At 70.1% G+C, this 13,277-nt stretch carries 15 protein-coding genes; 8 read left to right on the top strand and 7 right to left on the bottom strand.

Going from position 1 to position 13,277, the window contains the following annotated elements:
• The first annotated feature begins 30 nt into the window (after positions 1-30).
• From H512_RS0101400 to nudC, 4 genes are all read left to right on the top strand, one after another.
• Positions 31-765 carry a transporter substrate-binding domain-containing protein gene (locus H512_RS0101400; protein ID WP_169507110.1) on the top strand — a complete coding sequence of 245 codons (735 nt, stop codon included), beginning with the start codon at positions 31-33 and terminating at the stop codon, positions 763-765.
• A gap of 28 nt (positions 766-793) precedes the next feature.
• Positions 794-1,186: a Co2+/Mg2+ efflux protein ApaG gene (gene apaG, locus H512_RS0101395; RefSeq protein WP_026782000.1), complete on the top strand. Its 393-nt coding sequence runs from the start codon at positions 794-796 to the stop codon at positions 1,184-1,186.
• A 357-nt stretch (positions 1,187-1,543) separates the two neighbouring features.
• Positions 1,544-1,819 carry a DUF6460 domain-containing protein gene (locus tag H512_RS0101390; RefSeq protein WP_026781999.1) on the top strand — a complete coding sequence of 92 codons (276 nt, stop codon included), beginning with the start codon at positions 1,544-1,546 and terminating at the stop codon, positions 1,817-1,819.
• A gap of 27 nt (positions 1,820-1,846) precedes the next feature.
• Positions 1,847-2,782 (top strand): NAD(+) diphosphatase, encoded by a 936-nt coding sequence (gene nudC / locus H512_RS0101385; protein WP_026781998.1) that lies wholly within the window; start codon positions 1,847-1,849, stop codon positions 2,780-2,782.
• Between the two features lie 3 nt (positions 2,783-2,785).
• Here nudC and H512_RS0101380 read toward each other — a convergent pair whose 3' ends face one another.
• Together H512_RS0101380 and H512_RS0101375 are read right to left on the bottom strand one after the other, a co-directional pair.
• Positions 2,786-3,670 carry a prephenate dehydratase gene (locus H512_RS0101380; RefSeq protein WP_026781997.1) on the bottom strand — a complete coding sequence of 295 codons (885 nt, stop codon included), beginning with the start codon at positions 3,668-3,670 and terminating at the stop codon, positions 2,786-2,788.
• Positions 3,671-3,739: 69 nt separating this feature from the next.
• The gene (locus H512_RS0101375) at positions 3,740-4,495 is read right to left on the bottom strand and encodes a 3-deoxy-manno-octulosonate cytidylyltransferase (protein ID WP_053239459.1); all 756 of its coding nucleotides are present in this window, start codon (positions 4,493-4,495) and stop codon (positions 3,740-3,742) included.
• A gap of 204 nt (positions 4,496-4,699) precedes the next feature.
• Here H512_RS0101375 and H512_RS25525 point away from each other — a divergent pair, with 204 nt between their 5' ends.
• On the top strand, positions 4,700-5,410 hold the full coding sequence (locus H512_RS25525; RefSeq protein WP_053239458.1) for a c-type cytochrome: 711 nt from the start codon (positions 4,700-4,702) through the stop codon (positions 5,408-5,410).
• A 37-nt stretch (positions 5,411-5,447) separates the two neighbouring features.
• Here H512_RS25525 and H512_RS22110 read toward each other — a convergent pair whose 3' ends face one another.
• Positions 5,448-6,326, bottom strand: coding sequence for an EamA family transporter (locus H512_RS22110; protein WP_036789419.1), 879 nt, complete (start codon positions 6,324-6,326; stop codon positions 5,448-5,450).
• 65 nt (positions 6,327-6,391) lie between these two features.
• Positions 6,392-6,976, bottom strand: coding sequence for a transcriptional regulator BetI (betI, locus tag H512_RS0101360; RefSeq protein WP_026781995.1), 585 nt, complete (start codon positions 6,974-6,976; stop codon positions 6,392-6,394).
• Between the two features lie 290 nt (positions 6,977-7,266).
• Between betI and H512_RS0101355 the strand changes: the two genes are divergently transcribed.
• From H512_RS0101355 to choV, 3 genes are read left to right on the top strand one after another with little or no spacing between them, the layout of a single operon-like run.
• The gene (locus H512_RS0101355) at positions 7,267-8,199 is read left to right on the top strand and encodes a choline ABC transporter substrate-binding protein (RefSeq protein WP_026781994.1); all 933 of its coding nucleotides are present in this window, start codon (positions 7,267-7,269) and stop codon (positions 8,197-8,199) included.
• Between the two features lie 33 nt (positions 8,200-8,232).
• Positions 8,233-9,063, top strand: coding sequence for a choline ABC transporter permease subunit (gene choW, locus H512_RS0101350; RefSeq protein ID WP_026781993.1), 831 nt, complete (start codon positions 8,233-8,235; stop codon positions 9,061-9,063).
• A 12-nt stretch (positions 9,064-9,075) separates the two neighbouring features.
• The gene (choV, locus tag H512_RS0101345; protein ID WP_026781992.1) at positions 9,076-10,122 is read left to right on the top strand and encodes a choline ABC transporter ATP-binding protein; all 1,047 of its coding nucleotides are present in this window, start codon (positions 9,076-9,078) and stop codon (positions 10,120-10,122) included.
• Here choV and speB read toward each other — a convergent pair.
• Genes speB through H512_RS0101330 form a run of 3 tightly spaced genes read right to left on the bottom strand, consistent with a single transcriptional unit; the run spans position 10,112 to position 13,159 of the window.
• Entirely contained in the window at positions 10,112-11,014 is a 903-nt protein-coding gene (gene speB, locus H512_RS0101340) for an agmatinase (protein WP_026781991.1), read from the bottom strand. The genes choV and speB overlap by 11 nt on opposite strands.
• Positions 11,015-11,042: 28 nt before the next feature.
• The gene (locus H512_RS0101335) at positions 11,043-12,434 is read right to left on the bottom strand and encodes an ATP-binding protein (protein WP_026781990.1); all 1,392 of its coding nucleotides are present in this window, start codon (positions 12,432-12,434) and stop codon (positions 11,043-11,045) included.
• A complete protein-coding gene (locus tag H512_RS0101330) occupies positions 12,431-13,159 on the bottom strand; it encodes a response regulator (RefSeq protein WP_026781989.1) in 729 nt (242 codons plus the stop codon). Before H512_RS0101330 ends, H512_RS0101335 begins: the two co-directional genes overlap by 4 nt.
• Positions 13,160-13,277 lie beyond the last annotated feature (118 nt).

Here is a 13,277-nt window from a genome sequence, read left to right as displayed (position 1 = left end):
CGCGCGGCCGACGCGGGTTATCCCCAGCTCGTGCCGCCGGCGTCCGGACAGGCGGCCGGCGCCAGCCCCGCCTCCATCCGCTTCGTCACCGCCGACGACTTCCCGCCGTTCAACTTCGTCGATGGCGGCGGCGTCATCACCGGCTTCAACGTCGAGGTTGCGCGGGCGATCTGCACCCGGCTCGCCATTCCCTGCACCATCCAGGTGCGGCCCTTCCCGCTGCTGCTCGAAACGGTGCGCGACAACAAGGCCGACGCCATCGCCGCCGGCGTCGCCGACACGCCGGCGCTGCGCCGCCACCTCGCCTATTCCGTGCCCTATTTCCGCGAGCCGGCCCGCTTCGTCCGCCGCTGGCCGGCGCTGGTCGAGCCGTCGCCGCGCGCGCTCGCCGGCAAGACGGTGGGTGTTCTCGCCGGCAGCCGTTACGCGGCCTTCATCCGGGATTTCTTTCCGGCCGCGGCACCGCGCACCGCCGCCAGCGAGGCGGAGCTGTTCGCTCTCCTCAAGGACGGCAAGGTCGATGCCCTGTTCACCGGCGCGGTCGGCGCCGCCTTCTGGCTGAGCGGCCCGGCCGCCGCCGGCTGCTGCGCCTTCTCCGGCGGCGCCTATACCGAACCGGCCTATTTCGGCGACGGCATGAAGATCGCCGTCGCCGCCGGCAACGCGCCGCTCAAGGCGGCCATCGACGGCGCGCTGCGCAGCCTCGACGCCGACGGCACGCTTGCCGATCTCGCCTTGCGCTTCTTCCCCGAAAGCCTTTACTGACGCCAGCAGCAAACCGGGACCGGCCGCCATGTTCACCGCCGTCAGCCACGACATCGCCGTCAGCGTCGAGCCGCGCTACCTCGTCGAGGAGTCCGACCCCGACGAGAGCCGCTACGTCTGGTCCTACCGGGTGGTGATCGCCAACAACGGCCGCCGCGCCGTGCAGCTGATGACCCGCGCCTGGGAGATCACCGACGCCAACGGCTTCCGCCGTCACGTGGCCGGCCCCGGCGTGGTCGGCCAGCAGCCGATCATCGAGCCGGGCGAGGCCTTCGAGTATACCAGCGGCTGCCCGCTGTCGACGCCGAGCGGCATCATGGCCGGCAGCTACCGCATGGTCGACGATCTCGGCACGGCGCTCGATGTGACGATCCCCGCCTTCTCGCTCGACATCCCCATGGCGGCGCGCACTTTGAATTAGGTGGCCTCAAGCGCCGGCGGGCCTCCGGCCCTTGGCTTTCGCTCCGCTTTCCGTCTTTCGGGGCTTCGCCACGAAAGACACGCTCCGCGCGGCGCCAGTCGGCGCCGGAAGCCGCCGGGCGGCTTCAGCATTGTCTTTCGGCCTCTGTTGCCGACTGGCCTAGCCCTTGGCTTTCGCTCCGCGCGGCGCCAGTCGGCACCGGAAGCCGCTTGGCGGCTTCAGCTTGTTCCGCCCCGGTCGTCGCCAAAGGCGGCTTCAAACGATTGCCCTCGCCGATCGCCGCCGACGGCTGGACAAGGCCGGCCGGCGCGCCTATCTCTCGGCGACCTTCCCCACCGGAGAGCCGGAGCGTTCCCCATGTCCGACCGATTCGAGCGCCTGTTCGGCGACAGCCCGGCGCGCCTGCTCGTCCGCCTCGTCATCCTGTCGCTGGTCGTCGGCGTCGTGCTCGCCGCGCTCGGCGTCGAGCCCTACGACATCGTCGCCTCGGCGCTGCGCTTCGTCGACCGCATCTGGTCGATGGGCTTTGACGCCATCGACCGCGTCTGGCGCTATTTCCTGCTCGGCGCCGTGGTGGTGGTGCCGGTCTGGCTGGTGCTGCGGCTCCTCAACGCCGGCCGCAACCGCTTCTGACCGACGTCCCCCGAAAGCGAACCCAAGATGATCCTGCCTCCCGATCCCGCCACCGGCTTCGACTGGTCGAGCCATAATACCTACTCGGTCAATTTCCTGCACCGCCACTCCGAGCAGCGCGCCGACGCGGCGCTGGTGCAGCGCCACCTCGACGATCCGCGCCGCCGGCTGATGATGCTCGCCGACGACCGCGTGCTGCTGAGATCGGGCCGCATCGACTTCGAGGGCAGCGCGGCCGACGCCCTGTTCGGCGAGTGCGAGACGCACATCTTCCTCGGGCTCGACCTTGAGGACCGGCCGTGGTTCGCCGGCGAATTCAGATCCGCGCCGGAACTCGAACCGGGCGAAAGCCTCGTCGACCTCCGCAGCCTCGCCCGCGACGGCATGGTCGGCGCCGACAGCTACGGCCCGGCGGCGCAGGCGCGCGCCACGCTGTTCTGGCACCGGCGCAACCGTTTTTGCGGCGTCTGCGGCGCGCCGACGGTGAGCATCGCCGCCGGCTACCAGCGCAACTGCACCGGCTGCGGCACCCAGCACTTCCCGCGCACCGACCCGGTGGTGATCATGCTGATCGAGGACGGCGACGACCGGGTGCTGCTTGGCCGCACGCCGCGCTTCGAGGCCGGCATGTACACCTGCCTCGCCGGCTTCATGGAGCCGGGCGAGACCATGGAGGACGCCGTCCGCCGCGAGGTGAAGGAGGAATCGGGCATCGACGTCGGCGCCGTCCGCTATCACGCCAGCCAGCCCTGGCCGTTCCCGGCCAACCTGATGCTCGGCTGCTACGGCGAGGCGATCTCCACCGACATCAAGGTCGACAAGGCCGAGATGGACGACTGCCGCTGGTTCGGCCGCGATCAGGTGAAGGCGATGCTGACGGAAACCGAAGTCGGCAAGCTGCACTGCCCGCCGCCGCTCGCCGTCGCCCGCCATCTGATCGAGGTGTGGGCCGGCCTGAAGTGAGCCCTATTCTCCGGGCCGGAGGCCGAGATGGGCGGCCGGCTCGCGGATCTTGTCGCGGAACGGGCTGGCCGGATAGCTGCCGAACACCTTGACCTCGCGGCTGAAGAATTCCAGCTCTTCAAGCGCGAACTTCACCGAGGGGTCGTCGGGGTGGCCCTCGACGTCGGCGTAGAACTGCGTCGCGAAGAACTGGCCTTCGAGCTGGTAGCTCTCCAGCTTGGTCATGTTGATGCCGTTGGTGGAGAAGCCGCCCAGCGCCTTGTAGAGCGCCGCCGGGATGTTGCGGACGCGGAAGATGAAGGTGGTGACCGTCGGCGTGCCGCGCGGCGGCGCGGCGACCGGCTGCGGCGACAGGATGATGAAGCGCGTCGTGTTGTGGAGCGTGTCCTCGCAATCGGCCTTCAGCACGTCGAGGCCGTAGATGTCGGCGGCCAGCGACGAGGCGATGGCGGCGCGCGAGGGATCGCCGGCCTCGGCGATCTCGCGGGCCGAGCCGGCCGTGTCGGCGCCGACGATCGGCCGGATGCCGAGGTCGCGCAGCGTCTGCCGGCACTGGCCGAGCGCCTGCACGTGGCTCTGCGCCGTGCGGACGTCCGCGAGGCGCGCGCCCTTGACGCCCAGGAGCTGGTGATGCACCGGCAGGAAGTGCTCGCCGATGATGTGCACGTCGGCCTGCGGCAGGATGTGGTGGATGTCGGCGACGCGGCCGGCCGTCGAGTTCTCGATCGGGATCATGCCGAGGTCCCCGGCGCCCGAGGCGAGGGCGGCGAAGCAGTCCTCGAAGGTCGGGCAGGCGACCGCCTCGCAATCGGGATAGACCTCGAGGGCGGCGAGATGGGAATTGGCGCCCGGCTCGCCCTGGAACACGACCTTCAGCTTCTTTGACAATTTCTCCGACATCGTTCCCGTCCGCTGATCAAGAGGCGGAAAGCGGCATAGCAGCCGCCTTCCGGCCTGTCATCCGTTGATTGCAGCGCCGATGATCGCCCGGGCGCGGTCGAGATCGTGCGGCGTGTCGACGCCGAGCGGCACGTCGTCGACGATGGCGGCGTCGATGCGCATGCCCGCTTCGAGGAGGCGGAGCTGCTCGAGCCTCTCGCGCCTTTCGAGCGTCGACGGCGGCAGCCCGACGAAGCGGGCGAGCGCCGACCGGCGGTAGGCATAGAGGCCGATGTGGTGGTAGAGCGGCCCGTCGCCCCAAGGGGCGGTGGCGCGGGTGAAGTAGAGCGCCCGGAGGCGGCTTGGTGCCACCGGCGAGCCGACCACCTTGACGACGTTGGGATTGGTCCGCTCCTCGTCGCGGACGATCTCGGCGGTCAGCGTCGCCACGTCGACGGCCGGGTCGAGCAGCGGATCGAAGCAGGCACGCACGGCCGACGGCGCGATGGTCGGCAGGTCGCCCTGCACGTTGACGATCACCTCGACGCGGCCGTCGGGATCGGCCTTGCCCAGCGCCTCGAAGATGCGGTCGGAGCCGCTCGGATGGTCGGGGCGGGTCAGCACCGCCCGGCCGCCGGCCGCCTCGACCGCCGCCGCGATGGACGGATGGTCGCAGGCGACCACCACCTCGCCGATGCCGGCCTCCACGGCCCGCCGCCAGACGTGGACGATCATCGCCTCGCCATGGATGTCGGCGAGCGGCTTGTCCGGCAGGCGCGTCGAGCCGAGGCGCGAGGGGATGATCACCAGGGTGTTGGGCTTCGTCTCGGACATGGGTCGGATCCTCGCGGGCAGGCGGCAACGCGGCGCGGCGGCTTTATACGGCGTGGCGCGACCTGAGGATAGTTTGCAGCAGGGAGCAAAATCCCTTATATGCTGCCGGGTGTGACCGAAATGCCTCTGGCGAGGTCGCTTTCTGATCGTGTTGTCACGCGCGCCGGGGCGGGCGCCGCGCGACCCAAGGAGCCGGTATCCCCGATGTCGCTGCAACCCACCAAGATTATCGGCGCCGTGCTGGCGGTCGCCGTCGTCGCCTTCGCCATCGATTTCGTGTCCAATCAGATTTTCGCCAAGCAGGAACTCAAGGTGCCCGGCTATGTCGTCGAGGTGACCGAACCGGTTGCCGAAGCGGCTCCGGCTGGTCCCGCTCCCGAGGCAAGCAGCACCGCCGCTGCCGCGCCGGCGGTCGAGACGCCGCCGGCCGCCGAAGCGGCGCCGGCCGAGGTGACCGCCGCGCCGACCGCCACCGAGCCGGCGCCCACCGCCGATGCGTCGGCGCCAGCCGCAGTTGCAGCCGCGCCGGCCGCCGCTCCGGCCGCTGCCGACGGCGGGTCGATTGCCGACCGCCTGAAGACCGCCGATGTCGCCGCCGGCGAGAAGTCGGCCAAGGTCTGCACCGCCTGCCATTCCTTCGCCGATTCGGGCGCCAACAAGGTCGGCCCCGGCCTCTGGGAGGTGGTGAACCGCAAGCCGGGCACGCATCCGGGCTTCAAGTATTCGCCGGCCATGGTGACCTTCGGCGAGAGCCACGTCTGGGACTACGCGACGCTCGACATCTACCTGACCAATCCCAAGACCGAGGTGCCTGGCAACAAGATGGCCTTCGCCGGCGTCAAGAAGCCGGAGGATCGCGCCAACATCATCGCCTACCTCCGGTCGCTGTCGGCCAGCCCGGCGCCGCTGCCGTAAGCGGCCGGCCACTGGGAACAAGGATCGGGGGCGGCCGTCAGGCCGCCCTTTTCCGTTTGGCGAAGGCGGGAAGCGGCAGGGCGATGGTGGCGAGGCCCATGAGGATCAGCGCCATGCCGGCAACGCGCAACGGCGAGAAGGTTTCCCCCAGCACCAGCCAGGACGACAGCGTGCCGAACAGCGGCACCAGGAGCGAGAAGGGCGCCACCGTCGAGGCCGGGTGGTTCCGGAGCAGGAAGCCCCAGAGGCCGAAGCCGACCAGCGTGGCGAGCAAGGCGAGGTAGAGCACCGAGCCGGCGCCGACGACGCCCATGCCGCCGACACCGGCGACGATCGCCGGCCAACCCTCGAAGGCCAGCGACAACAGGAACAGCGGGATCGGTGGCACCAGGCTCAGCCAGACCATCATCGGGAGCATGTCGGCCTTGCCGGCGCCGCGCATCAGGACGTTGCCGAGCGCCCAGCTCGTCGCCGAGGCGATGGTGAGACCGAGGCCGATCAGCGTGAAGTCGCCGCCCACCGTGCTGGCGATCGTCAGAAGGCCGGCCGCCGCGACGCCGGCGCCGGCGAGCTGGCGCGGTTTCGGCCGCTCGCCGAGGGCGAGCGCGGCGAACAGGATGGTGAAGAAGGCCTGGCTCTGCAGCGTCACCGAGGCGAGACCCGGCGGCATGCCGAGCTTCATCGCCGGGAACAGGAAGGCGAACTGGCCGACGAACAGCGTCATGCCGATGGCGATCATCCGACCCGCCGGCACGTTCGGCCGGGCGAGGAAGGCGGCCGGCAGCGCCGCGACGACGAAGCGCAACGCGGCCAGCAACAGCGGCGGCACCGAGCCGAGGCCGAGACGGATGACGACGAAGTTGAAGCCCCAGATCGCCGTGACGAGAACGGCGAGGGCGATGTGGCGGACGGGCATGGGCGGTCGGCTCCGGGAGGAGAGCCGAGCCTAACGATGACGCGCTCCGGATGCAAAGAGAACCGTCAGCGCCGCGCCACGGCGAGGCGGCCGTCGACATAGTCGCGCAGGATGCCGAGCGCCTCGTCGGGCGAACGGTGCAGCGTCGGCAGCGCGGCGTGCAGCCAGAGGCCGTCGATCATCGCCGCGATGCCTCTGGCGAGCGGGGCGGCGCCGTCGCCGACCAGCGGCCTCAGTTCGTGCCGGAGGTTGGCTTCGAGCCGCTTCAGGTAGATGGAGAGCAGCCGCGTGGCCGCCTGGTCGTGGATCGACTGCATGTAGAAGGCGAGCCAGGCCGAGGTCACCGCCGGCGAGAACTGCTCGGGCGCGAAGCTCGCCTGAAGGATGGCGTCGACGCGCGAACGCGGATCGCCGGCCGCGGCGAGGCGACGGCGGGCGGTCAGCGCGAATTCGGTGAGAAGATGCCGCATGGTGGCCGACAGAAGCTCGTCCTTGGAACCGAAGTAGTGATGGGCGAGCGCCGGCGACACGCCGGCCCGCTTGGCGATGTCGCCCATGGTGACGCCGTTCAGGCCGCGCTCGTGGATCGCCTCGACGGCGGCGACGATCAGCTCCCGCCGGCGGATCGGCTGCATTCCGAGTTTCGGCATGATCGTTCCTCCCCTGACGAGACAGCATATTTTTAATTGACTTCTCAATCAATAAAAATCTGGCAGCGTAATTTCGCCCTGTCCGAAAGGGAGAGGCGGCGGCAACGGCTCGAAAATACGCTGCAACGGCCGGGTTTCCGGCGCGTTCGCGAAGTAGTCCGCGCCTTATCCCAAAAAAAGCGTTGGCAAGCGCCGGAAAATGCGTATTCATTCGGCGCTCCATGGTAATAAATCTGTCACAGCCCGGCCGGAACGCCGCTTCCGCAGGGCTTCTGGGAGTGAGCCCACCGATGAAATCCGTTGTTGCCGCCCTGCCGCTCGCCCTCCTCGCCGCGCCGGCGCTCGCCGCCGACGGCGACGCCTGCACCAAGGTGCGCTTCGCCGACGTGGGCTGGACCGACATCGCCGCCACCACCGGCGTCGCCTCGGTGCTGCTGGAGGGCCTCGGCTACGAGCCGGAGGTACAGCTCCTCGCCCTGCCGGTGACCTTCGCCTCGCTGGCCAACGGCGACATCGACGTCTTCCTCGGCGACTGGATGCCGACCATGGAGGCCGATCTGCGGCCTTACGTCGACAAGGGGGCGATCGAGGTGACGGGCATCAACCTCGAAGGCGCCAAGTACACGCTGGCCGTGCCGAAATACACCTATGACGCCGGCCTCAAGTCCTTTGCCGACATCGCCAAGTTCAAGGATCAGCTCGACGGCAAGATCTACGGCATCGAGCCGGGCAACGACGGCAACCGGCTGATCCTCGGCATGATCGACGGCGGCAAGTTCGGCCTCACCGGCTTCGAGCTGGTGGAAAGCTCCGAGCAGGGCATGCTGGCCGAGGTCAGCCGGGCGGTGAAGGACGAAAAGCCGATCGTCTTCCTCGGCTGGGAGCCGCACCCGATGAACGCCCGCTTCGCGATGGCCTATCTCTCGGGCGGCGACGAGGTGTTCGGACCGAATTTCGGCGGCGCCACCATCTACACCAACACCCGCAAGAATCTCGCCGCCGACTGCCCCAACCTCGGCCGCTTCGTCGGCAATCTGAAGTTCACGCTGGCGCTCGAGAACGAGATCATGGGCGCCATCCTCGACGACGGCACCGAGGCCAAGGACGCCGCCAAGGCCTGGATCAAGGCGCATCCCGAGGCGCTCGCCCCCTGGCTCGACGGGGTGACGGCGCGTGACGGCGGCGACGGTCTCGCCGCGGTGAAGGCGTCGCTGGGGCTCTGACGATGACGACGGGAACGGGAGGCTGAGGCGATCATGGACTTCCTCACGGCCTACAAGATACCGGTCGGCCCTTTCGCCAAGACGCTGGTCGACTGGCTGACCGCCAACGGCGGCGGCGTCTTCGACATGATCGCCGCCGTGCTCGGCGGCATCGTCGGCTGGATCGTCATGGCCTTGCAGGCGCCGCCGCCGCCGCTGACCGTGGCGCTGATCGCCGCGCTGGCTTTCGTGCTGAAGCGGTCGATCCCGCTCGCCCTGTTCGTGGCCGCCGCGCTCCTCTTCATCGTCAACCAGGGCTTCTGGAAGGAGACGACGCAGACGCTCGGCCTCGTCGTCGCCTCCTCGGTGCTCTGCATGGGCCTCGGCGTGCCGATCGGCATCCTGTCGGCGCGCCGGCCCTGGGCGATGGCGGCGCTGAGGCCGGTGCTCGACCTGATGCAGACCATCCCCACCTTCGTCTACCTGATCCCGGCGCTGGTGCTGTTCGGCCTCGGCATGGTGCCGGGGCTGATCGCCACGGTGATCTTCGCCCTGCCCGCTTCGATCCGCCTCACGGCGCTCGGCGTCGCCTCGACGCCGAAGCCGCTGATCGAGGCGGCCGACAGCTTCGGCGCCACGCCCCTGCAACGCCTCGTCAAGGTGGAGCTGCCGCACGCCATGCCGCAGATCCTCGCCGGCCTCACCCAGACCATCATGCTGTCGCTCTCCATGGTGGTGATCTCGGCCATGGTCGGTGCCAACGGCCTCGGCGTGCCGGTGGTGCGGGCGCTCAACACCGTCAACATCGGCATGGGATTTACCGCCGGTCTCGCCATCGTGCTGATCGCCATCATGCTCGACCGGATGTGCCGGATCCGCGGCTGAGGAGTTGTTCCCGTGTCCCCCTCGCCCGTCCGCGACGCGCTGCGCTTCGAGTGCGTCGACATCGTCTTCGGCAAGAAGCCGGAGGCCGCCTTTCCGCTGATCGACGCCGGCCTCGATCCCGCCGCCATCACCGCCGAGACCGGCCTCACCGTCGGCGCCATGCAGGCCTCCTTCTCGGTGCGCGAGGGCGAGTGCCTGGTGCTGATGGGCCTCTCGGGCTCGGGCAAGTCGACGCTGGTGCGCGCCGTCAACGGCCTCAACCGGGTGAGCCGCGGCCGGCTGTTGGTGCGCGACGGCGACGGCGAGGTCGACGTCGCCCGCTGCGACGGCGCGGCGCTGCGCCGCATCCGCCGCAACCGCGTCGCCATGGTGTTCCAGCAGTTCGGCCTCCTGCCCTGGCGGACGGTGGCCGACAACGTGGCGCTCGGCCTGGAGCTGGCCGGCGTGCCCAAGCCGGAGATCGCCGCCCGCGTCAGGGCGCAACTCGAACTGGTGCATCTCGCCGACTGGGCCGACCGGCGCGTGCAGGAGCTGTCCGGCGGCATGCAGCAGCGGGTGGGCCTTGCCCGCGCCTTCGCCACCGAGGCGCCGATCCTGCTGATGGACGAGCCGTTCTCCGCCCTCGATCCGCTGATCCGCGACAAGCTCCAGGACGAGCTGATCGGCTTCCGCGAGGCGCTGAAGCGCACCATCCTGTTCGTCAGCCACGATCTCGACGAGGCGATGAAGCTCGGCGACCGCATCGCCATCATGGCGGGCGGCCGCATCGTGCAGGTCGGCACGGCGCAGGAGATCATGCTCAACCCGGCGACGCCCTATGTCGCCGAGTTCGTCGCCCACATGAACCCGCTCGCCGTGCTGCGCGCCGCCGACGTGATGACGCCAGCCGAGGGGTACCAGCGCGACGGCGACAGCGCCGTGGTGCGGCCGCAGACGCCGATCCGCGAGGTGATGGCCGCCTCGGTCGGGAGCGGCCGGCCGGTGCTGGTCGAGGACGCCGGGACAATCGTCGGCGCCATCACCTCGGAAGCCATCCTCAAGGCCATCCTCAGGAAATAGCCGCCGATCCGACGAGGCCGAGATAGTCCCAGATCACCGTGGCGGCGGCGAGCGCGGTGATCTCGGAGACGTCGTAGGCCGGCGCCACCTCGACGACGTCCATGCCGACGAAGTCGAGCCCCGTCAGGCCGCGGACGATGGCCTGGCTCTGCCAGGGCAGGAGGCCGGCGAATTCCGGCGTGCCGGTGCCCGGCGCGAAGGCCGGGTCGAGGCAGTCGACGTCGTAGCTGAAATAGGCCGGGCCTTCGCCCACCACCTGCCGCACCCGCTCGGCGACCGCCGCCGGGCCGAGGCGGTGGACGTCCTGCGCCGTCAGGATGGTGACGCCCTTTTCCACCGTCCAGTCCCACACCGCCCGCTGCACCGGCGAGCGGATGCCGATCTGGATCATCCGCCGGGGATCGACGAGGCCCTCCTCGATGGCGTGGTAGAAGGGCGAGCCGTGGCCGAGGGCCTGGCCGAAGTTGTCCGGCCAGGTGTCGACGTGGGCGTCGAAGTGGACGAGGCCGAGCGGCGCGCCGGTCTTGCGACGCAGCGCCCGCAGGAGCGGCAGCGTGATGCCGTGCTCGCCGCCGATGGCGAGGAGATGGTTCAATCCTTCCGCCTGCCGTTCGATCAGCCGGTAGCTCTCCTTGAGGTCGCCGAGGGCAATGGCGAAGTCGCCGATGTCGGCGATATCGAGCGCGACGGGGTCGATCCAGAAATGCGGGTGGTCGCCGTCGGTCAGCATGCGGCTGGCGGCGCGCACGGCGCCGGGGCCGGAGCGGGCGCCGGTGCGGTTGGTGACGCCGATGTCGAGCGGGATGCCGGCCACCGCATAGGCGGCGGCGCGATCGTGGCGGGAAAGGCCGAGAAAGCTGGGGGCGACGGCGAAGGTCGGGGTGCCGGACATGACGCTCCTGAAACGTGTGGGCGGCGCCTCAGGCTTCGGCGGCCGCCGGCAGATGGATCGCCGCAGTCAAGCCGCCGCCGGGCCGGTTGGCAAGCGTCAATTCGCCGCCGTGCGCCCGCACCACCGAACGCGCCGTGGCGAGGCCGAGGCCGACGCCGCCGGTCTCCAGGTTGCGCGAGGTTTCAAGCCGCGTGAACGGGGCGAATACCTCCTCCAGCTTGTCCTCAGGAATGCCGGGGCCGTCGTCGTCGACGGCGATCGTCACGCCGGCCGCCGACCGCTCCAGCCGGACGCGGGCGCGGACGCCGTAGCGGACGGCGTTCTCGACGAGGTTCCTGAGGGCGCGGCGCAGCGCGACCTGCCGCACCGGCAGGTCGAGGTGCTCGGGGCCGGATACCGTCACGTCGTGGCCGAGGTCGGAGAAGTCGGCCGACACCGCCTCGACCAGCGCCACCAGGTCGGTGTTGCGCGAGGTTTCGTCCGAGGCGTCGTCGCGGGCGAAGGCCAGCGTCGCCTCGGCCATGCGCGTCATCTCGTCGATGGTGTCGACCATGCGGTCGCGCGTCTCGTCGTCGTCGATGAACTCGGCCCGGAGGCGCAGCGAGGTGAGCGGCGTCCTGAGGTCGTGGCTGATCGCCGCCACCATGCGGGTGCGGTCGGCGACGAAGCGGCTGACGCGCGCCTGCATGGCGTTGAAGGCGCGGTTGGCGCGGGCGATCTCCTCGGGGCCGCGCTCGGTGAGGTCGGGCACGCTCTCGCCGCGCCCCAGCCGGTCGGAGGCCTGCGCCAGCTCGCGGAGCGGCTTGGTGATGCGCCGCACCGACAGCGCCGTGACCAGCGAAATGGCGATCACCGTCAGCAAGGTCGACATCACCACCGGCCAGGCCCAGAGCTGGGGACGCGGCAGCAGCGTCTCGGAGTTGAGCCAGGCGCCGTCGGCGAGGCGCACCGACAGGGCCAGCGTCGGCGGCAGCGCCCTGAGGCGCGGCCGGTCGGCCGAGCCGTGGTCGTCGCCATGCGCCATCATGCGGCGACCGGTGCCCCGGCCGCCGTCGGCGAACTCGGCGCGCACCTCCCGGCCGGCGCCGAAGATCTCGTCGAGCTTGTCGCGCGTCTCGCCGTCCGGCCAGACGGTGTCGGCGCCGGTGACCAGCGGCTCGGCGGTGACCGAATAACTGAGGCGGTTGGTGCCGAGCGCCGCCAGGATGCGGCCGCGCTGGGCGTCCGGCGTCTCCTCGATCAGGTTGGCCAGCGTGGCGATGCGGCCGAGCACCTGCTCGCGGGCCGCCGCGTCGATGGCCGAGCGGCGGCTCTCGGCGAAGAAGGCCAGCGTCACCACCTGGGCGACCAGCACGGCGGCGATCAGCAGCACCGACAACTGGCCGGCCAGACTACGGGGAAAAAAGAAGCGCAGCTTCACTCCGGCACTTCCTCCACCTCGGCGGCGAAGATGTAGCCGCCGCCCCAGACGGTCTTGATCAGCTCGGGGTTCTTCGGGTCGACCTCGATCTTCTTGCGCAGCCGGCTGACCTGGTTGTCGATGGAGCGGTCGAAGATCTGCGGCGTGCGGCCGGAGGTCAGGTCCATCAGCTGGTCGCGGTTGAGCACCATGTTGGGGCGCTTCAGGAAGGCAGCGAGCAACTGGAACTCGGCCGTCGACAGCGGCAGCGCCACGCCGTCGCCGCCGATCAGCTCGCGGCGGCGGGCGTCGAGCACGAAGCGGGCGAACTTCAGCCGCTTCGCCTCCAGCGCGTCGCGGGGTTTCGGCACCGCCTGCGTCCGTCTCAGCACGGCGCGGATGCGGGCCAGAAGCTCGCGCGGGTTGAACGGCTTGGTGAGATAGTCGTCGGCGCCGATCTCCAGGCCGACGACGCGGTCGGTGTCCTCGGCCATGGCGGTGAGCAGGATCACCGGCGTGTCCGAGCCCTCGCGCAGGAAGCGGCAGAGGCTGAGGCCGTCCTCGCCGGGCATCATGATGTCGAGCACCACCAGGTCGACGGCCGCCGCCTTCAGCGCCTTGCGCGCCGCCGCCGCATTCTCGGACGTGGTGACGCGGAAGCCGTTCTTGACGAGATAGCGGCCGATCAGGTCGCGGATCTCGCGGTGGTCGTCGACCACCAGGATATGCGGTTGCGGCTCGGTCATGGCGGGCTCTCGGCGGGGTGTCGGGCGGTCCGGAGCCGAGGATAGCGATCCGCCCGGACGATGCCAAAGGAAATGGTATCGAGATGTATCAGCCGGCCGCCGGGTTACGCCTCGCGAC

Source organism: Pleomorphomonas koreensis DSM 23070, assembly GCF_000425185.1.
Lineage (GTDB): Bacteria > Pseudomonadota > Alphaproteobacteria > Rhizobiales > Pleomorphomonadaceae > Pleomorphomonas > Pleomorphomonas koreensis.
Note: the sequence above shows the minus strand (reverse complement) of the source record. Positions and strands in the feature narration are given on the sequence as shown.

Excerpts from the sequence above, each read along its gene's own strand:
- speB (WP_026781991.1), bottom strand. The coding sequence starts at position 11,014 with ATGTCCGGCACCCCGACCTTCGCCGTCGCCCCCAGCTTTCTCGGCCTT.
- H512_RS25525 (WP_053239458.1), top strand. The coding sequence starts at position 4,700 with ATGTCGCTGCAACCCACCAAGATTATCGGCGCCGTGCTGGCGGTCGCC.
- betI (WP_026781995.1), bottom strand. The coding sequence starts at position 6,976 with ATGCCGAAACTCGGAATGCAGCCGATCCGCCGGCGGGAGCTGATCGTC.
- choW (WP_026781993.1), top strand. The coding sequence starts at position 8,233 with ATGGACTTCCTCACGGCCTACAAGATACCGGTCGGCCCTTTCGCCAAG.
- H512_RS0101330 (WP_026781989.1), bottom strand. The coding sequence starts at position 13,159 with ATGACCGAGCCGCAACCGCATATCCTGGTGGTCGACGACCACCGCGAG.
- nudC (WP_026781998.1), top strand. The coding sequence starts at position 1,847 with ATGATCCTGCCTCCCGATCCCGCCACCGGCTTCGACTGGTCGAGCCAT.
- H512_RS0101355 (WP_026781994.1), top strand. The coding sequence starts at position 7,267 with ATGAAATCCGTTGTTGCCGCCCTGCCGCTCGCCCTCCTCGCCGCGCCG.
- H512_RS0101375 (WP_053239459.1), bottom strand. The coding sequence starts at position 4,495 with ATGTCCGAGACGAAGCCCAACACCCTGGTGATCATCCCCTCGCGCCTC.
- apaG (WP_026782000.1), top strand. The coding sequence starts at position 794 with ATGTTCACCGCCGTCAGCCACGACATCGCCGTCAGCGTCGAGCCGCGC.
- H512_RS22110 (WP_036789419.1), bottom strand. The coding sequence starts at position 6,326 with ATGCCCGTCCGCCACATCGCCCTCGCCGTTCTCGTCACGGCGATCTGG.
- H512_RS0101390 (WP_026781999.1), top strand. The coding sequence starts at position 1,544 with ATGTCCGACCGATTCGAGCGCCTGTTCGGCGACAGCCCGGCGCGCCTG.